Annotated in this window: 15 protein-coding genes; all 15 read left to right on the forward strand. The window is 39.1% G+C overall.

Annotation, left to right across the window (positions count from 1 at the left end; translation table 11 throughout):
- Window positions 1–71: 71 nt before the first annotated feature.
- A complete protein-coding gene (locus tag ACIQ7T_RS09650; protein ID WP_370077741.1) occupies window positions 72–674 on the forward strand; it encodes a class I SAM-dependent methyltransferase in 603 nt (200 codons plus the stop codon).
- Between the two features lie 242 nt (window positions 675–916).
- Window positions 917–4492, forward strand: coding sequence for a DNA-directed RNA polymerase subunit beta (gene rpoB, locus ACIQ7T_RS09655; RefSeq protein ID WP_370077739.1), 3576 nt, complete (start codon window positions 917–919; stop codon window positions 4490–4492).
- 207 nt (window positions 4493–4699) lie between these two features.
- Window positions 4700–8386: a DNA-directed RNA polymerase subunit beta' gene (rpoC, locus tag ACIQ7T_RS09660; RefSeq protein ID WP_402869988.1), complete on the forward strand. Its 3687-nt coding sequence runs from the start codon at window positions 4700–4702 to the stop codon at window positions 8384–8386.
- Window positions 8387–8524: 138 nt separating this feature from the next.
- Entirely contained in the window at window positions 8525–8773 is a 249-nt protein-coding gene (locus ACIQ7T_RS09665; RefSeq protein ID WP_402869990.1) for a ribosomal L7Ae/L30e/S12e/Gadd45 family protein, read from the forward strand.
- A gap of 98 nt (window positions 8774–8871) precedes the next feature.
- Window positions 8872–9291 carry a 30S ribosomal protein S12 gene (rpsL, locus tag ACIQ7T_RS09670; protein WP_010860613.1) on the forward strand — a complete coding sequence of 140 codons (420 nt, stop codon included), beginning with the start codon at window positions 8872–8874 and terminating at the stop codon, window positions 9289–9291.
- Window positions 9292–9440: 149 nt separating this feature from the next.
- Window positions 9441–9911, forward strand: coding sequence for a 30S ribosomal protein S7 (gene rpsG, locus ACIQ7T_RS09675; protein ID WP_100542814.1), 471 nt, complete (start codon window positions 9441–9443; stop codon window positions 9909–9911).
- A 42-nt stretch (window positions 9912–9953) separates the two neighbouring features.
- Window positions 9954–12032: an elongation factor G gene (fusA, locus tag ACIQ7T_RS09680; protein WP_370077734.1), complete on the forward strand. Its 2079-nt coding sequence runs from the start codon at window positions 9954–9956 to the stop codon at window positions 12030–12032.
- A 136-nt stretch (window positions 12033–12168) separates the two neighbouring features.
- Window positions 12169–13356 carry an elongation factor Tu gene (gene tuf / locus ACIQ7T_RS09685; RefSeq protein WP_370077732.1) on the forward strand — a complete coding sequence of 396 codons (1188 nt, stop codon included), beginning with the start codon at window positions 12169–12171 and terminating at the stop codon, window positions 13354–13356.
- Between the two features lie 288 nt (window positions 13357–13644).
- Window positions 13645–14328, forward strand: coding sequence for a response regulator transcription factor (locus ACIQ7T_RS09690; protein ID WP_370077965.1), 684 nt, complete (start codon window positions 13645–13647; stop codon window positions 14326–14328).
- Window positions 14329–14334: 6 nt separating this feature from the next.
- Window positions 14335–15351 carry a sensor histidine kinase gene (locus ACIQ7T_RS09695; RefSeq protein WP_370077730.1) on the forward strand — a complete coding sequence of 339 codons (1017 nt, stop codon included), beginning with the start codon at window positions 14335–14337 and terminating at the stop codon, window positions 15349–15351.
- Between the two features lie 96 nt (window positions 15352–15447).
- On the forward strand, window positions 15448–16209 hold the full coding sequence (locus ACIQ7T_RS09700; RefSeq protein ID WP_370077728.1) for an ABC transporter ATP-binding protein: 762 nt from the start codon (window positions 15448–15450) through the stop codon (window positions 16207–16209).
- Entirely contained in the window at window positions 16199–18157 is a 1959-nt protein-coding gene (locus ACIQ7T_RS09705) for an FtsX-like permease family protein (RefSeq protein ID WP_402869995.1), read from the forward strand. The genes ACIQ7T_RS09700 and ACIQ7T_RS09705 overlap by 11 nt, the downstream gene beginning before the upstream one ends.
- Window positions 18158–18322: 165 nt before the next feature.
- Window positions 18323–19639: a Na+/H+ antiporter family protein gene (locus ACIQ7T_RS09710; protein ID WP_402869998.1), complete on the forward strand. Its 1317-nt coding sequence runs from the start codon at window positions 18323–18325 to the stop codon at window positions 19637–19639.
- Between the two features lie 479 nt (window positions 19640–20118).
- Entirely contained in the window at window positions 20119–20427 is a 309-nt protein-coding gene (gene rpsJ / locus ACIQ7T_RS09715; protein WP_004233624.1) for a 30S ribosomal protein S10, read from the forward strand.
- A gap of 45 nt (window positions 20428–20472) precedes the next feature.
- A complete protein-coding gene (gene rplC, locus ACIQ7T_RS09720; protein ID WP_370077722.1) occupies window positions 20473–21102 on the forward strand; it encodes a 50S ribosomal protein L3 in 630 nt (209 codons plus the stop codon).
- Window positions 21103–21123: the final 21 nt, after the last annotated feature.

Consider the following 21123-nt stretch of genomic DNA (forward strand, 5'->3'; position numbering starts at 1 on the left):
CGTTACTTTTAAACAAAAGGAAAGCTCGTCATTGTGGCGGGCTTTTTTCTTCATTTTGAGGAGGCGTGGAAATGTCAGATCACTATTATACGAGTAAGCCTCAAACCGAGAGTAAACCTCGTCACTGGACATTCAAGTTGTTAGGGCATACGTTTTCCTTTGAAACGGATGCAGGTGTATTTAGTAAAAGCGAAGTAGATTTTGGATCCCGTGTTTTAATAGATGCTTTTCAAATGCCTGATATTGATGGTGCGATTTTTGATGTGGGGTGCGGGTACGGACCGATTGGATTATCGATTGCCAAAACAAACCCAGACCGTACCGTTCTTATGATGGATATCAATGAACGTGCTGTTGCACTCTCGCAAAAAAATGCGCAAGTAAACGGTGTTCAAAATGTACGGATATTTGTGAGTGACGGACTATCGATGGTTGACAATGATGTAAACGCCGCAGCTATTTTAACCAATCCTCCAATTCGCGCAGGAAAGGAAACAATTTTCCGCTTTTACGATGGAGCTTATGATAAGCTAGTGTCATCTGGTGAGCTGTGGGTAGTAATACAGAAGAAGCAAGGTGCGCCATCAACGGTAAGTTACTTAGAAGAAAAATTTTCTGAAGTCGATGTTGTGGAGAAGAAAAAAGGGTACTGGATAGTACGCGCGAAAAAATAAGTGAAATATGCATAAATTATTGACTTGACAAATCGGCTATGATAACATGATACAATGCAAAAATATTATTTTGAGGTCGTATGCCCTTTTTGAATATGATTGTTATAATGTGGGTATACTTGCCAAGATAAGTTTAGTTAACCGAAAATGAGATCTTTTTGAAGACTCGTTTTCTTTTTGTCTTTCGAAATCATACACTATTTGTATGATTTTGCAAAGACCTAATATCGCTTTATTGAGGGGTGAATGAGTTGACAGGTCAACTAGTTCAGTATGGACAACACCGCCAGCGTAGAAGCTTTGCGCGTATTAACGAGGTGCTTGAGCTTCCAAATCTGATTGAGATTCAAACGGCGTCTTACGAGTGGTTCCTTGAAGAAGGTTTACGTGAAATGTTCCGTGACATTTCGCCGATCGAGGACTTTACAGGCAATCTTTCATTAGAATTCATCGATTATTCATTAGGAGATCCTAAATATGATGTTGATGAGTGTAAAGAGCGAGATGTTACTTACGCAGCTCCATTACGTGTGAAAGTACGTCTTTACAACAAAGAAACAGACGAAGTGAAAGAACAGGATGTCTTCATGGGTGACTTCCCATTAATGACAGAGACAGGTACGTTCATTATCAATGGTGCTGAACGTGTTATCGTTTCACAATTAGTTCGTTCACCAAGTGTGTATTTCCATGATAAAACTGATAAAAACGGTAAGAAAGGTTTCGGAGCGACAGTTATTCCGAACCGTGGTGCTTGGTTAGAATATGAAACTGACGCGAAAGATGTAGTATACGTGCGTATTGATCGTACTCGTAAGCTACCAGTAACAGTGTTACTTCGTGCATTAGGCTTCGGTTCAGACCAAGAAATTATCGATATTATCGGTGATAACGAATATTTACGTAATACGTTAGAAAAAGATAACTCTGAAAGTACTGAAAAAGCACTTTTAGAAATCTATGAACGTTTACGTCCAGGTGAGCCACCAACAGTTGAAAGTGCGAAGAGTTTATTATACTCTCGTTTCTTCGATGCAAAACGCTATGATTTAGCGAATGTTGGTCGCTACAAAATGAATAAAAAGCTTCATATTAAAAATCGTTTATTTAACCAAACGATTGCTGAAACGCTTGTAGACCCAGAAACAGGCGAAATTTTAGTAGAGAAGGGTACAGTTCTTGATCGTCGTACTTTAGATAAAATCTTACCGTATTTAGAAGATTCATCAAAAGGGATCGGTTACCGCACTTTATCACAAGTTGGCGGAGTACTTGAAGACGATGTAACAATCCAGTCTATTAAAATTTATGCACCAAAAGATGAAGCGCAAAAAGAAATCAATATTATTAGTAATGCGTACATCGATGAAGAAGTGAAGAATATTACGCCTGCTGACGTATTATCTTCAGTAAGTTATTTCTTCAACTTACTTTACCAAGTAGGGGCAACAGATGATATCGACCACTTAGGTAACCGTCGTCTACGCTCTGTTGGTGAGCTTTTACAAAACCAATTCCGTATCGGTTTATCCCGTATGGAACGTGTAGTACGTGAGCGTATGTCTATTAACGATACAGCTGCGATTGTACCACAGCAATTAATTAATATTCGTCCGGTAATTGCGTCAATTAAAGAGTTCTTTGGTAGCTCTCAATTATCACAATTCATGGACCAAACAAACCCATTGGCAGAGTTAACGCATAAGCGTCGTCTATCTGCATTAGGACCTGGTGGTTTAACACGTGAGCGTGCTGGTTTCGAAGTACGTGACGTTCACTATTCTCACTATGGTCGTATGTGTCCAATCGAGACACCAGAGGGTCCAAACATTGGTTTAATCAACTCTTTATCTTCATTTGCCAAAGTAAATAAATTTGGATTCATTGAAACACCTTATCGTCGTATTGACCATGAAACAGGTCAAGTAACGGATCAAATTGATTACTTAACAGCAGATGAAGAAGATAACTACTATGTAGCACAAGCGAACTCACTATTAAATCCTGATGGCACATTTGCTAAAGACGAAGTAGTAGGTCGTTTCCGTGGGGACAATACAGTATTTAACAAATCGCAAATGGACTACATGGATGTATCTCCTAAACAAGTAGTGTCAGCTGCGACTGCATGTATCCCGTTCTTAGAAAACGATGACTCGAACCGTGCACTTATGGGTGCCAACATGCAACGTCAAGCAGTTCCTCTTCTTAACCCAGAAGCACCATTCGTTGGTACTGGTATGGAACACGTTGATGCGCGTGACTCAGGTGCGGCTGTAGTAGCGAAATATGATGGTATTGTTGAGCACGTTGAAGCTCGCTCTATCCGTGTTCGCCGCATTGAAGTCGTTGACGGTAAAGAGGTAAAAGGCGATTTAACAAAATATAAATTACAAAAATTCATTCGTTCTAACCAAGGTACTTCATACAACCAACGTCCACTTGTAAAAGTTGGCGAACGTGTGAAACCTCGTGACATTTTAGCAGACGGTCCATCTATGGAAAATGGTGAACTTGCTCTTGGTCGTAACGTACTTGTTGCGTTCATGACTTGGAACGGCTATAACTATGAGGATGCTGTTATCATGAGCGAACGCCTTGTAAAAGACGATGTTTATACATCTGTTCATATTGAAGAATATGAATCAGAGTCTCGTGATACAAAATTAGGACCTGAAGAAATCACTCGTGATATTCCAAACGTTGGGGAAGATGCGCTTCGTAACTTAGACGAACGCGGTATTATCCGCATCGGTGCAGAAGTACGTGATGGTGACATTCTTGTAGGAAAAGTAACACCTAAAGGGGTTACAGAATTAACTGCTGAAGAACGTTTATTACATGCTATCTTCGGTGAAAAAGCTCGTGAAGTTCGTGATACTTCATTACGTGTACCACATGGTGCTGGCGGTATTATTCTTGACGTTAAAGTATTTAACCGTGAAGATGGCGATGAATTACCACCGGGTGTTAACCAATTAGTTCGTGCTTACATTGTTCAAAAACGTAAAATTCGCGTAGGGGACAAAATGGCCGGACGTCACGGTAACAAAGGGGTTATCTCTCGTATCTTACCGGAAGAGGATATGCCATTCATGCCAGACGGTACTCCTGTTGATATCATGTTAAACCCACTTGGCGTACCTTCTCGTATGAACATCGGACAAGTTTTAGAGCTACACTTAGGTATGGCTTCTCGTTACTTAGGCGTTCATATGGCAACTCCAGTATTTGATGGTGCCAACGAGGAAGATGTTTGGGAAACGATGGAAGAAGCAGGTATGAACCGCGATGGTAAAACAATCCTGTATGATGGACGTTCAGGTGAACCATTCGATAACCGTGTATCAGTTGGTGTCATGTACATGATCAAACTTGCTCACATGGTTGATGATAAACTTCACGCACGTTCAACTGGTCCTTATTCACTTGTTACTCAACAGCCACTTGGTGGTAAAGCACAGTTCGGTGGACAACGCTTTGGTGAGATGGAAGTATGGGCACTTGAAGCATACGGTGCTGCTTACACACTTCAAGAAATCTTAACAGTTAAATCCGATGATGTTGTTGGTCGTGTGAAAACATACGAAGCAATCGTTAAAGGTGAAAGTGTACCAGAGCCAGGCGTTCCTGAATCATTCAAAGTATTGATTAAAGAACTTCAATCTCTTGGTATGGATGTGAAAATGTTAACAGTTAATGATGAAGAGGTAGAGCTTCGCGACTTAGACGAAGAAGAAGATCTTCAACCAGCTGACGCACTTAACATTGCACCACAGCAAGAAAAAGAAGAAGAGCCAGTAGAGTCTTTTGAATAATGGAAAACGTTAGTTCACACCTTTGTGAACACGGTCAAAGTTATTTTTCAAATTAGTCGGGCAGGATTTAATGCCCTGCCCGGCTTTTTCTTTCAATAAATCATTCTATTTTTAATCTTTTGCCAAAGAGACATGATTCTTGCAAACGATTATCGAGCTGCGTAAAAGAGTCTTTATAAAGACCTATACTAGAGGGAGGTAGGCTCCTTGATAGACGTTAATGAATTTGAATATATGAAAATCGGTTTAGCTTCTCCTGACAAGATCCGTTCTTGGTCATACGGTGAAGTCAAAAAACCTGAAACAATCAACTATCGTACTTTAAAACCAGAAAAAGATGGTTTATTCTGTGAGCGTATTTTCGGTCCAACTAAGGACTGGGAGTGTCATTGTGGTAAATACAAACGTGTACGCTATAAAGGCGTAGTTTGTGATCGTTGTGGAGTAGAAGTAACACGCGCCAAAGTTCGTCGTGAACGTATGGGCCACATCGAATTAGCAGCACCAGTATCTCATATCTGGTACTTCAAAGGTATTCCTAGCCGTATGGGTCTTATTTTAGATATGTCCCCACGTGCACTAGAAGAAGTAATTTACTTTGCTTCTTACGTTGTTATCGAACCAGGTGCTACAAACTTAGAAAGTAAGCAACTACTTTCTGAAAAAGAGTACCGTGCATATCGCGAAAAATTCGGCAACACATTCGAAGCATCTATGGGTGCGGAAGCAATTAAAAAATTATTAGGCAAAATTGATCTTGAAGATGAAACTCATTCTTTAAAAGAAGAGTTAAAATCAGCACAAGGCCAACGCCGTACACGTGCAATTAAACGTCTTGAAGTTGTTGAATCATTCCGTAACTCAGGTAACTCTCCTGAATGGATGATTTTAGATGTATTACCGGTTATTCCGCCAGAGCTTCGTCCGATGGTGCAATTAGATGGTGGTCGTTTTGCAACTTCTGACTTAAATGATTTATATCGTCGTGTAATCAACCGTAATAACCGTTTAAAACGTTTACTAGACCTTGGTGCTCCAAGCATCATCGTACAAAACGAAAAACGTATGTTACAAGAAGCTGTTGATGCATTAATCGATAATGGTCGTCGTGGTCGTCCTGTAACAGGTCCTGGTAACCGTCCATTAAAATCACTTTCACATATGCTGAAAGGTAAACAAGGTCGTTTCCGTCAAAACTTACTTGGTAAACGTGTTGACTACTCTGGTCGTTCGGTTATCGTAGTAGGTCCAAACTTAAAAATGTATCAATGCGGTCTACCGAAAGAAATGGCAATTGAGCTATTTAAGCCTTTCGTAATGAAAGAGTTAGTAGAACGTGGTCTTGCTCATAATATTAAATCTGCTAAACGTAAAATCGAGCGTTTAAACAACGATGTATGGGACGTTTTAGAAGATGTAATTCGTGAGCATCCAGTATTACTAAACCGTGCACCTACGCTTCACCGTCTAGGTATTCAAGCGTTTGAACCAACACTAGTTGAGGGTCGTGCTATTCGTCTTCACCCATTAGTATGTACAGCTTATAACGCTGACTTCGATGGTGACCAAATGGCGGTTCACGTACCGTTATCAGCAGAAGCACAAGCAGAAGCTCGTCTTCTAATGCTTGCTGCACAAAACATCCTGAACCCGAAAGACGGGAAACCGGTTGTAACACCATCTCAAGATATGGTATTAGGTAACTACTACTTAACACTTGAGCGTGAAACAGCTCGCGGCGAAGGAACAACTTTCTATGGACCAAACGAAGTATTAATTGCATATGATACAGGTCATGTTCATTTGCATACTCGTATTGCGATTAAAGCAAGCTCGTTAAATAACCCAACATTTACTGAGGAACAAAATAATATGTTCCTATTAACGACTGTTGGTAAAGTAATCTTTAACGAAATCTTGCCTAAATCATTCCCATACATTAATGAGCCAACTGAATTCAACTTAGAACAAGAAACACCAGACAAATACTTTGTTAATTTAACAATTGATGAAGAAACGTTAAAAGAACTTGAAGCAGATGCTACTTATAATGGGCTTGATGAAAAAGGTAAAGTTGATGCACAACGCACAGCTGTACTGCGTAAACACTTTGCATCAGTACCAGTTGTAAATCCATTCCGCAAAAAATTCTTAGGTAATATCATTGCTGAAGTATTTAAACGTTTCCACATCACTGAAACATCTAAAATGCTTGACCGCATGAAGAACTTAGGATTCAAATATTCAACACGTGCTGGTATCACTGTAGGTGTATCTGACATCGTTGTATTACCAGACAAAGGTGAAATTTTAGCGGTAGCTCAAGAAAAAGTAGATAAAGTTCAAGCGCAATTCCGTCGTGGTTTCATCACGGAAGAGGAGCGTTATGATCGCGTTATCTCAAGCTGGAGTGCTGCGAAAGATGAAATTCAATCAAAGCTGATGAAGTCGCTTGAGAAAACAAACCCAATCTTTATGATGTCTGACTCAGGTGCCCGTGGTAACGCATCTAACTTTACACAGTTAGCTGGTATGCGTGGTCTGATGGCCAACCCGGCTGGTCGTATCATCGAACTTCCAATTAAATCTTCATTCCGTGAAGGTTTAACGGTATTAGAGTACTTCATCTCAACTCACGGTGCTCGTAAAGGTCTTGCCGATACAGCCCTAAAAACTGCCGATTCAGGTTACTTAACACGTCGTCTTGTTGACGTAGCACAAGATGTTATCGTTCGTGAGGATGACTGTGGAACTGACCGTGGTTTAACAATTGGTGCGTTAATGGAAGGCACAGAGTTAATTGAAGCGTTAGATGAACGTATTATCGGTCGTCATACGAAGAAAACAATCATGCATCCAGAAACAGGTGAAGTTATCTTAGAAAAAGATGGCTTAATCGATCAAGATATCGCGCGTGCGGTTATCGAGATTGGTATCGAGGAAGTAACAATCCGTTCAGCATTCACATGTAATACAAAACATGGTGTATGTAAAAAATGTTACGGCATGAACTTAGCAACAGGTGAAGAGGTTGAAGTTGGAGAAGCAGTTGGTATTATTGCGGCTCAATCAATCGGTGAACCAGGTACACAATTAACAATGCGTACATTCCATACAGGTGGGGTTGCCGGGGATGATATTACACAAGGTCTTCCACGTATCCAAGAGATTTTTGAAGCACGTAATCCTAAAGGTCAATCAGTTATTTCTGATATCGCGGGTACTGTTTCAGACATCACTGAAATCCGCGAAGGTCTAAAAGAGATTACAATTGAAGGTGAAGTAGAAACACGTAAATACGCAGCACCTTACAATGCTCGTCTAAAAGTACAAGAAGGCGACTTTGTAGAACGTGGTCAAGTATTAACAGAAGGTTCTATTGATCCAAAACAATTATTAAAAGTTAAAGACGTTTCAACAGTTCAAGAATACCTGTTAAAAGAAGTACAAAAAGTATACCGTATGCAAGGGGTAGAAATTGGAGACAAACATATCGAGGTAATGGTTCGCCAAATGCTTCGTAAAGTTCGTGTAATCGAAGCTGGTGATACAGAATTATTACCAGGCTCATTACTAGATATTCACCAATTCTCAGAAGCAAATGCAGATGCTGTGCTAAAAGGCAAAAACCCTGCAACTTGTCGTCCTGTTATCCTAGGTATTACAAAAGCGTCTCTTGAAACAGAATCATTCTTATCCGCTGCATCATTCCAAGAAACAACTCGTGTGTTAACGGATGCTGCTATTAAAGGAAAACGTGATGAACTTCTTGGTCTGAAGGAAAACGTAATTATCGGTAAACTTGTTCCTGCAGGTACTGGTATGCAACGTTACCGTCAAATCCGTATTGAAAAAGATGAGCTTGACACAGAAGACCTAATTTCTGCTGAATAATCATTAAAATAAGTGCCGAAGAGATGTATTTTAATCATCTCTTCGGGCTTTTTAAAGATATTAGTTGACAGTCGAAATTGGTAATGATAATATATTGAAGGTTGATAGTTAACTGTCTGTACTTCGGAGGATATGAAAATGTCTTATGATAGAGTAAGGGATAGTCAAACAATCATAGGTACAAAGCAAGCAGTAAAAGCAATGCAAGCTGGTTCAGTGAAAGAACTTATTGTGGCACTTGATGCAGACAATTGGGTAACCGATTCGGCCATATCTTTCGCGAGAGAAATCGGTATACCAGTTATTCTTGTTGAGTCCAAAAAGGAACTGGGCAAGGCCTGTGGAATCCACGTTGGAGCTGCGGTAGTTGCGATCACTGTAGAGTAGTTTTTGTGTATTGAACACAAAGACTTTGTTTTTACCCAAAAAATGAACCACCTGGATGTGTGGTATTAACAAGGAATAAATGAAGGGAGGAAATACCGATGCCTACAATTAACCAATTAGTACGTAAGCCTCGTCAATCTAAAATCACGAAATCAAAATCACCAGCGTTAAACAAAGGATATAACTCATTTAAAAAATCTTTAACTGATGTTAAATCTCCACAAAAACGCGGTGTTTGTACTCGTGTAGGTACAATGACACCTCGTAAACCAAACTCAGCGTTACGTAAATACGCTCGTGTACGTTTAACTAACCAAATTGAGGTTACAGCTTATATCCCAGGTGAAGGCCACAACTTACAAGAGCACAGTGTTGTTCTTATCCGTGGCGGACGCGTAAAAGACTTAGCGGGTGTTCGTTACCATATTGTACGTGGTGCTCTTGATACAGCTGGTGTAAACGGTCGTTTACAATCACGTTCTAAATACGGAACAAAACGCCCTAAAGAAAAAAAATAATTTAACATTATTGAGCGTTGCTTAATAATGGACTTGAAGTAGTAGTCGCAAATTTCCAACCTTGCTAGCAGATTGGAAATTTGCCTGGCAACTATGACAAGGTAATTCTTATAAAATAAATCGATAATTATTCGAAAGGAGGAAAACACATGCCTCGTAAAGGTCCTGTTTCCAAACGTGACGTGTTACCAGATCCAATTTATAGTTCAAAACTAGTAACTCGTTTAATTAATAAAATGATGGTTGATGGTAAAAGAGGTACTTCTCAAAAGATTTTATACGGTGCGTTCGATCTAGTTAAAGAACGTTCTGGTGAAAATCCAATTGAAGTATTCGAAGCTGCTCTAAACAACGTAATGCCAGTTCTTGAAGTTCGTGCTCGCCGTGTTGGTGGTTCTAACTACCAAGTGCCAGTAGAAGTACGTCCAGAACGTCGTACAACTTTAGGTCTTCGTTACCTAGTTAACTACGCTCGTCTTCGTGGTGAAAAAACAATGGAAGAGCGTTTAGCTAACGAAATCCTTGATGCTTCTAACAACACTGGTGCATCAGTTAAAAAGCGTGAAGATATGCACAAAATGGCAGAAGCGAACAAAGCATTCGCTCACTACCGTTGGTAATCTAAACATCGCATAAGCCCAATATGGAAGGAGAAATACCTTATGAAACGCGAATTCTCTCTTGAGAATACTCGTAATATTGGGATCATGGCTCACATTGATGCTGGTAAAACAACAACTACTGAGCGTATCCTTTATTACACAGGTAAGATTCACAAAATCGGTGAAACTCACGAAGGCGCTTCTCAAATGGACTGGATGGAGCAAGAGCAAGAACGTGGTATCACAATCACTTCTGCTGCAACAACAGCTCAATGGGACGGCCACCGTGTAAACATCATCGATACTCCTGGACACGTAGACTTCACTGTAGAAGTTGAACGTTCATTACGCGTACTTGATGGTGCTGTAACAGTTCTTGATGCTCAATCTGGTGTTGAACCTCAAACTGAAACAGTATGGCGTCAAGCTACAACTTACGGCGTTCCACGTATCGTGTTCATTAACAAAATGGATAAAACAGGAGCAGATTTCCTATATTCTGTAGGAACTCTACACGAACGTTTACAAGCAAACGCTCATCCTATCCAATTACCTATCGGAGCTGAAGATCAGTTCTCAGCAATCATTGACTTAGTTGAAATGAAAGCTACTTTCTACGGTGACGAAAAAGGTACAGCAGTAACTGAAGGTGAAATTCCTGAAGAACACCGCGCACAAGCTGAAGAATACCGTGAAAAATTAATCGATGCTGTTGCAAGTGTTGATGAAGAAATCATGGAAAAATATTTAGAAGGTGAAGAAATTTCTGTTGCTGAACTTAAAGCGGCTATCCGTCGTGCTACGATCGCAGTAGAATTTTACCCAGTAATCTGTGGTACAGCATTCAAACACAAAGGCGTACGCCCAATGTTAGATGCAGTTATCGATTACTTACCATCTCCATTAGATGTACCAGCAATCAAAGGTACTGATGTTGATGGTGACGAGGAATTAGAACGTCATTCTTCAGATGAGGAGCCATTCTCAGCTCTTGCATTTAAAGTTATGACTGACCCATTCGTAGGTAAATTAACTTTCTTCCGTGTGTATTCTGGAACTTTAGAATCAGGTTCATACGTACAAAACTCTTCTAAAGGTAAACGTGAACGCGTAGGCCGTATCCTACAAATGCACGCAAACTCTCGTGAAGAGATTTCTAAAGTATTCGCTGGGGACATCGCAGCAGCAGTAGGTCTTAAAGATACTACTACTGGTGATACTCTATGTGACGAGAAAAACCTAGTTATTCTTGAATCAATGGAATTCCCTGAGCCAGTAATTTCTCTTTCTGTAGAACCAAAATCAAAAGCTGACCAAGATAAAATGGGTCAAGCTTTACAAAAACTTCAAGAAGAGGATCCAACTTTCCGTGCTCATACTGACACAGAAACTGGTCAAACAATCATCTCAGGTATGGGTGAGCTTCACCTTGATATCTTAGTTGACCGTATGCGCCGTGAATTTAAAGTAGAAGCTAACGTAGGTGCTCCAATGGTATCTTACCGTGAAACATTCCGTAGCTCTGCAAAAGTTCAAGGTAAATTCACTCGCCAATCTGGTGGTCGTGGACAATACGGAGACGTAACGATTGAGTTCTCTCCAAATGAAGAAGGTAAAGGCTTTGAATTCGAAAACGCTATCGTTGGTGGTGTAGTACCTCGTGAATACATTCCTGCAGTAGAAGCTGGTCTTCGTGACTCTCTTGACCGCGGTGTAGTAGCTGGTTACCCACTTATCGACATTAAAGCGAAATTAGTATTCGGTTCTTACCATGACGTTGACTCGAATGAGATGGCGTTCAAAATCGCTGCATCTATGGCTCTTAAAGAAGCTTCGAAGCAATGTGATGCAGTTATTTTAGAACCAATGATGAAAGTAGAAGTTGTAATTCCAGAAGAATACCTTGGTGATATCATGGGTAACATTACTTCTCGTCGCGGACGCGTAGAGGGTATGGAAGCTCGCGGTAACTCTCAAGTTGTTCGTGCAATGGTTCCTTTAGCGGAAATGTTTGGTTATGCAACAACTCTTCGTTCAGCAACGCAAGGTCGTGGTGTATTCTCAATGACATTCGATCATTATGAAGAAGTACCAAAATCAATCGCTGCTGAAATCATCAAAAAAAATAAAGGTGAATAATTGAATTTTCATCTTGCATAAAGTATAACTAATTTGTAAGCTATGATTGTGGGATAGAGGATGGGCCCGTTCTCTATCAGCATTCATTCTATAAATTTTAAAATTAAAACATATAATTTTGAGGAGGCAATCTCTAATGGCTAAAGAAAAATTCGACCGTTCAAAAACGCATGCTAACATTGGTACAATCGGACACGTTGACCATGGTAAAACTACTTTAACTGCTGCTATCGCAACAGTTCTTTCTAAAAAAATGGGTGGGGAAGCTAAATCATACGCTGATATCGATAACGCTCCAGAAGAAAAAGAACGTGGTATTACAATCAATACTTCTCACGTAGAATATGAAACTGATACTCGTCACTATGCACACGTTGACTGCCCAGGACACGCTGACTATGTTAAAAACATGATCACTGGTGCTGCACAAATGGACGGCGGTATCTTAGTAGTATCTGCTGCTGATGGCCCAATGCCACAAACTCGTGAACACATCCTTTTATCTCGTCAAGTAGGTGTTCCTTACTTAGTAGTATTCATGAACAAATGTGATATGGTAGACGACGAAGAATTATTAGAATTAGTAGAAATGGAAATCCGTGACCTACTTTCTGAATATGACTTCCCAGGTGACGATCTTCCTGTAATCAAAGGTTCTGCTCTTAAAGCTCTTGAAGGCGAAGCAGAATGGGAAGAAAAAATCGTTGAATTAATGGACGCTGTAGATTCTTACATCCCAACTCCAGAACGTCAAACTGACAAACCATTCATGATGCCAGTAGAGGACGTATTCTCTATCACTGGTCGTGGTACAGTTGCAACTGGCCGTGTTGAACGTGGTCAAGTTAAAGTTGGTGACGTAATTGAAATCATCGGTATCACTGAAGAAGCTAAATCTACTACTGTAACTGGTGTAGAAATGTTCCGTAAATTATTAGACTACGCTGAAGCTGGTGACAACATCGGTGCTTTACTTCGTGGTGTAGCTCGTGAAGAAATCCAACGTGGTCAAGTATTAGCTAAACCAGGCTCAATCACTCCACACACTAACTTCAAAGCTGAAGTTTATGTTTTATCAAAAGAAGAGGGTGGCCGTCATACTCCATTCTTCTCTAACTACCGTCCTCAGTTCTACTTCCGTACAACTGACGTAACAGGTATCTGTAACTTACCAGAAGGCGTTGAAATGGTAATGCCTGGCGATAACATCGAAATGACAGTAGAACTTATCGCTCCAATCGCTCTTGAAGAAGGTACTAAATTCTCTATCCGTGAGGGTGGCCGTACTGTAGGCGCTGGCGTAGTTGCTTCTATCCAAAAATAATTTTAGCGCAAGCTAATTTTCAAACCAATCTGTAGGGACGCTTACAGATTGGTTTTTTTGTGTTAAAATATGTAAAGAATATTTGGTAATCTTAGTTGAATTAGATTATTTTATGTATACATAATGGGTGAAATACCGAAAAAATACAAATAGCGTTTTTTACACCGCTAGAGATGAAAGCTAATACCATCGGACGCCCCAGTCGGAACGGAAATCAGCCTCAGGTTATGACGATGAGCTTATTTAATACATATAAACATTTCATGAAAGGAGAATTTGCAAATGGAGATGAAAATATTGCTGATTGAAGACGATCCATCAATTTTCGAAATGATTCAGACACGTTTTGCACAATGGTCACTCCAAGTTGTAGGTCCTAAAGACTTTCAAAAGGTAATGGATGATTTTATTGAACAAAAGCCGCAGCTTGTATTGATTGACATTCAGCTTCCAGCCTATGATGGCTTTCATTGGTGTCGTGAAATACGTCATATCTCAAAGGTGCCAATTCTCTTTTTATCTTCACGAGACCACCCAATGGATATGGTTATGGCAATGCAAATGGGTGCGGATGACTTTGTACAAAAGCCTTTCCATATGGAAGTATTACTAGCAAAGGTACAAGCTATTTTACGCCGTACATATGATTATATAGAAGAATCCATGGATGTCACACGGTTTAATGGTGCAGTTATTGACTATGCACGCAGTGAAATTATGTATGGAGGTAACCTTGCTTCGCTAACAAAAAATGAACTCTTTATTTTACGCATTTTAGTGGAGAAGGCCGATCAAATAGTTTCTAGAGATGATTTAATGAGAAAGTTATGGGATGATGAGCGCTTTGTCAATGATAATACATTGTCGGTAAATGTTAATCGATTACGCACTAAGCTAGAGGATATAGGTTTACAAGAAGCGATTTTAACTAAAAAGGGACTTGGTTATATGGCTGTAACACAAGGGACGTGAGTGACAATGCTAATTCTATTTTTAAGAGAACGGCTCGCTTGGATAGGCTTTTTCGCTTTTATCATCGTTATGATCAATGTTTTATTTTCTTTAGACGCTGGATTAGAGGGAATATCTATTTGGTATATGAATGTTAGTGTGCTTATTAGTTTTATGGTCTTTCTTATTTGGCGATATATACTAGAAGTAAGGCAGCTAAAGGATTTCCTGGGAAATGTGGAAAGTCAACTCGATGATGTGCATAGCAATAGTATGTCGTTATCACCTTTTCAAACAGCATACCTGACGAAAATTGAAGATGTTTTTTACGACAAGAACACAGAGTTAAATCAAGCGAAGGTACAGCTGCAGGAATATTCGGATGAACTCCTAGCGTGGGTTCATGAAGTAAAGGCACCTTTGACTTCAATTAATTTAATGCTGGATCACGTAGAAGATTTGACACTACGTCGTAAATTGGAGACTGAGTGGTTAAGACTACATTTATTAGTTGATCAGCAGCTGCACCAAACACGTTTAGCTTCTATTGAAAAAGATAATTATATGTCAGAGGTCGAGTTAAGAACTGTGGTCTATAAGGAAATAAGAGCTATGCAGGCATGGTGTATTGAAAAAGGTATTGGTTTCGATGTTGCAGAGTTAACAGAGGCAGTGATGACGGATGGTAAATGGTTAGCCTTTATAATCCGACAAATTCTGTCTAATGCCATTAAATATAGTCCTACAAACTCAGAGGTATCGATTTTTACGGAAGTAGATGTAACTGGAGCAACACTACTACATATAAAAGATGCAGGTGTTGGCATTCGTAAGGAGGATCTACCTCGAATTTTTTATAAATCGTATACTGGGACAGCCGGAAGAGAATCAGCACAATCGACAGGTATGGGCTTATATTTAGCCTATAATGTGGCGCAGAAAATCGGTGTTCGTATTACTGTTCAATCCAGTGTTGGTGAAGGCTCGATATTTACATTGCGTTTTCCATTGCAAAATGAATATGTCAAACTAACAGGTAGATGACGAAATTGTCACCTACCTTTTTATATTGTCATGTAAAACGCACGAATTAACGACATAGACAGGGTACACTTGAACTATAGAAAGGGGCGTTTACAAGTGGCGGTTTTAATTGGTCGTAAAGTAAAAAAAGTATATGGTAAAAAATCAACAGCCCAAGAGGTGTTAAAGGGTATTGATGTAGAAGTGAATCAAGGTGAATTTGTTGGCATTATGGGACCTTCAGGCTCTGGGAAGACAACACTCTTAAATGTTCTGTGTTCAATTGACTTTGCAACTGAAGGTGTTATTGAAATAAATGGTCAAAACTTACGTGGTATGAAGGAGAAGGCGTTAGCTAATTTCCGTCGTGAACAATTGGGATTCATTTTCCAAGATTATAATTTATTAGATACACTAACGGTGAAAGAAAATATTTTACTACCATTAGCTATTGGGAGGCTACCAAAGGCTGTTGCAGAGAGCCGTGTAAAGGAGCTTACACATTTATTAGGTATTGCTGAGATTTTAAATAAATATCCAAACGAAATATCAGGTGGTCAAAAGCAACGTACATCAGCGGCTCGGGCACTAATTACAAATCCTTCGCTTGTATTTGCTGATGAACCTACAGGCGCACTTGATTCAAAATCAGCTACTGCACTTTTAAAAAATCTACAAAGTATTAATGAGTCAAAAAAAGCAACGATTATGATGGTTACGCATGATGCAGTAGCAGCGAGTTTTTGTACACGTGTTTTATTTTTGAAGGACGGGCTTATTTATAGTGAGCTATATAAAGGAGATAAAACGAGACAAGCATTTTTTCAAGAGATCATGCATACGCAAAGTGTGCTAGGCGGTGACGGCTATGAGTCTTAGTAAACTCGTACTACGCAGTATGAAGAAAAATATGAAGCATTATTATTTATATTTTTTCGCACTTATTTTTAGTGTTACTTTATATTTTTCTTTTGTGACATTGCAAAATAATGCTGAAGTGTTGGCTACAGTAGACAAGAGCGGTACCGCCAAAGCGGGATTTGCTGCGGCAACCTATATGCTGTACTTTATTGTCTTGTTTTTCGTCCTATATGCCAACCATCTATTTATGAAGCGTCGCAGTAAGGAAATAGGCTTGTATCAGCTAATAGGGATGACAAAGGGGCTCATCGTACGCTTATTAGCGGTAGAAAGTATCCTCTTATTTGTAGGAGCAATCGTTTTAGGGATGCTTGCAGGGTTCTTTAGTTCGCGCTTATTTGCAATGATATTACTGCGGGTACTCGAAAAAGAGGCGCTTGTGACGATGACATTTAGTACAGAGGCATTACAGCAGTCTATCGTAGTATTTGCCATTCTGCTAGTAATTGTACTTGTGCAAATGGCTTGGATGATTTATCGCGTATCATTACTATCATTATTCAGTGCTTCCAAGCAAGCCGATGAGCGCGTAAAGCGTTTCAACCCATTACAAATGGTTATTGGTTTTTTAGGACTTGTATTTATTGCATATGGCTACTATGCATCAACGAAGCTTTTCGATATTAACTCTCAGGGTAATTTAACGCTTAATATGATTATTATTTTAACAACTACCATTGGTGGAACATTCCTTGTTTTCCGTTTCTCTGTAGCATTTATTATAAATTCAATTCGTCTTAAGAAAAATGGACATTTAACTGTCCGTGATGTATTAGCATTAACACCGATTATGCATCGTATGAAAGGCAATGCGAAATCCTTAACGCTTATTACGGTTTTAACGGGTTTTTCACTTGGGCTTACAACTTTAGCATATATTTCGTATTATTCATCAGAATCGTCGGCATATAGCCAAGTGCCTGGTGATTATGTATTACTTGAAGATAAGGGCCAGGAATTTTTAAAGAAGCTAGAAGAAAATAATATTGCTTTTGATAAAAGAGATTACCGATTACAGAGCGTTTCAGCTTCGTTTACACAATTATTATCTGATAGTCAGCAAAATGAGGATAATCCCCTTTTTGGTTTAGATGGAATCATTTATACAATTCCACTTTCTGATTATCAACAATTAGTTCCTGAAGCTTCCGTTTCGGATAATGATGTTATATTAACAAACTATGGTGGTTATATGGCAGAGATGTTTCCGCTTGAAAAGGATCGTGATGTAGTTGTCACACCAAGAGGTCCAGAGGGGACTAAGGAAGAAACGCTTCATGTTATAGAGGTTCGAGATGAAAGTATTATAAGTGGTACTGTGACTTCTGGGCCGGGGGGGCCAATTTTTGTAGTTCCAGATGCACTGTTTGAAAAGTTAGCTGCTCATGATGTACCTGATATGTGGCAAAATCAAACTACTATAAATCTAAAGAATAAAAGTGATTTAGCTCTAGCAGAGAAATTATATATGCAATCAAATGGCGAAAACTTTATACAATCCTATGAAGAAGAGCGTAAGGTGAATATCGAAACGTTAGGAATAACGATATTTACAGTAGCATTTTTAGGCTTAGCGTTTTTAATGACAACAGGTAGTATTTTATACTTTAAACAAATGTCTGAGGCTGAAGAGGAGCGAGGTTCTTATACGATATTAAGAAAGATTGGCTTTGCTGAAAAAGATATTATGAAAGGCATATATATGAAACAAGCTTTTAATTTTGGTGTTCCATTAATAATAGGGCTGCTCCATAGTTACTTTGCTGTAAAGTCGGGCTGGTTTTTATTCGGCTCAGAGTTAACTGCGCCATTGTGGATTGCTATGAGCTGCTATATAGCGTTATACGCTATCTTCGCTATACTTTCCGTTGGCTATTATAAAAAAGTCATTCGTGAATCATTATAATAGGAAGAAACCTAAAAGCAGTATGATTATTTAAGATCATACTGTTTTTTTGTCGTTTAAATTAGGAAGATTATTATAGGGGCATAAAAATATCTTGACTTTCAATTATTAGACGGTTAAAGTTTAACGTATTAGTAATCTAGTGTACGAAAGTGAAGTGTTGAAATGAACGCAGTAATTGTGGCAGTAGCTGTCATGTTAATATTAAGCTTGCTCCGTATCAATGTTGTTCTTTCTCTTGTGTTGGGGGCCTTTGCGGGAGGTCTAACAAGTGGCATGGGCATTGAAGCAACTGTAAAATCATTTACAGAAGGATTAGGAGCAGGGGCAACTATTGCTTTAAGCTATGGGTTGCTTGGTGGTTTTGCTATCGCCATTTCAAAAACAGGAATTCCTGAATTAATGATTGCAGGGATTTTAAAGATATTAAATAAAAACGGTACAAGTAATCGAAAAGGTTTAATGAAGGTTTTAATTTTCCTACTGATCTTTATGATGTCTATTTTCTCACAAAACGCAATTCCAATTCATATAGCCTTTATCCCACTATTGATCCCTCCGATTTTAAAGGTATTAAATATGCTAGAGGTAGACCGACGAATTATCGCTACATTAATTGCTGTTGGTTTAATAGGGACGTATAGTTTCGTACCTGCTGGCTTCGGAGCTATTTTCCAAGATATCGTTTCTACTCAAGTAACCAAGGCAGGTATGGAAGCATCTTCACGTGATGTACCAGTAGCGATGGCTATACCCGTTCTGGGGATGTTAATTGGATTATGTGTAGCCTTTTTCGTATATCGAAAACCTCGACAATATCAAAACAATGATATTGAGACAGAATCTTTAAATGTTCATGTCAGTAAGTTCGTTATTTTTTCTACGACTGTGGCTTTAATTGTCTCTCTAGGTGCACAAATTTATACAGGTTCGATGATTGTAGGTGCTTTTGCAGGAATTATGATGATGTATTTTACTGGTGCCCTTAAATGGAAAGAGGCAGATGAGATTCTTTCAGAGGGAATGAAGATGATGGCCTTTATTGGTTTTGTTATGATCGCTGCAAATGGTTTTGCATCTGTTATTAACGCTACGGGTCATGTAGATAGCTTAATTTTAAACTCTTTAACAATTCTTCAAGGAAATAAGAGTCTAGCTATATTGATTATGTTGGTCATTGGTTTAATAGTGACGATGGGGATTGGTTCATCCTTTGCAACAGTACCTATCATTGCAACTTTATTTGTTCCTCTTGCACAAGGGTTAGGAATGAGTCCTTTGGCGATTATCTGTCTTATAGGTACAGCAGGTGCTTTAGGTGATGCCGGTTCTCCTGCTTCAGATTCTACTCTTGGACCAACGGCAGGTTTAAATGTAGATGGACAACATAATCACATTTGGGATACATGTGTGCCAACGTTTATTTTTATAAACATCCCACTCATTATATTTGGCTGGGTTGCATGTGTGTTTTTCTTATAAGTAATAGAAAGAGCAGTTTCTAACTATTAGAGGCTGCTTTTTTTATTGTCATTATGAAATTATAGATTCTTAATGGTGGGATAATTAAGTGCATCGTTTTCGTCTAGGATAAAGTGCATCATCTACAAATTGAGTTCACCAGTGCTTTAGCGAACACGTTCTTGCAGCTGATTATTGTTAGAAATATTCGAAAACGTTGATATAACAACCTTATGTGTTGCAATGTTCATGGGAATTTTATATACTAGTAAACGGCTTAGATAAGCGAGAAATATTAGTAGTAAGAATATCTGCAACATTTAAAAGAATTTAGCGAAAAGCCTTGCTTATTCTTTTTTTATTGTGTATAATGTTGAATGTTGGTCTTTGACTGCGATGAAACGAGAGGTTGCCGACACACCCGGCCGCTTTGCCATGGCGGTGTGTGGGAAAATTTTCGTGGAGAATGTCTAGAAAATAGGCGAGAAGGAGGGAAAATAATGGCAAAACAAAAGATTCGTATTCGTTTAAAAGCGTATGATCACCGTATTTTAGATCAATCTGCTGAGAAAATTGTGGAAACTGCAAAACGTTCAGGTGCAAGTGTATCAGGTCCGATTCCACTTCCAACTGAGAAGTCTGTGTACACAATTCTTCGTGCTGTTCACAAGTATAAAGATTCTCGTGAACAATTCGAAATGCGTACGCATAAACGTCTGATCGATATCGTTAACCCAACACCACAAACTGTTGATGCGTTAATGAAACTTGATTTACCATCTGGCGTTGATATCGAAATCAAACTTTAATGGTAAAAAATATAACTTTTTTAAAACTTACAGGAGGTGTGACAAATGACTAAAGGAATCTTAGGTAGAAAAATTGGTATGACACAAGTTTTCGCTGAAAACGGCGATTTAATCCCGGTAACAGTTATCGAGGCTGCTCCAAACGTAGTACTTCAAAAGAAAACTGTTGAAACAGACGGCTACGAAGCTATCCAAGTTGGTTTTGAAGACAAGCGTGTTAAGCTTTCTAACAAACCAGAACAAGGTCACGTAGCAAAAGCGAACACTGCTCCTAAGCGCTTCATCCGTGAATTCCGCAACGTAAACGTTGGAGAATACGAAGTTGGTCAAGAAGTCAAAGTAGAAATTTTCGCAGAAGGCGATGTAATTGATGTAACAGGTGTTACTAAAGGTAAAGGTTTCCAAGGTGTAATTAAACGCCATGGTCAATCTCGTGGTCCTATGGCCCACGGTTCTCGTTACCACCGTCGTCCTGGTTCAATGGGTCCAGTTGCTCCGAACCGCGTATTCAAACAAAAGAAATTACCTGGTCAAATGGGTGGCACTGTAGTTACAATCCAAAACTTAGAAATCGTGAAAGTTGATGCGGAACGTAACTTACTACTTGTTAAAGGTAATGTTCCTGGTTCTAAAAAAGCTCTAGTTACAGTTAAAACTGCAATTAAAGCTAAGTAATCACCTAAGGAAAGGAGGAAA

The organism is Lysinibacillus sp. NPDC096212, from assembly GCF_044763105.1.
GTDB lineage: Bacteria > Bacillota > Bacilli > Bacillales_A > Planococcaceae > Lysinibacillus.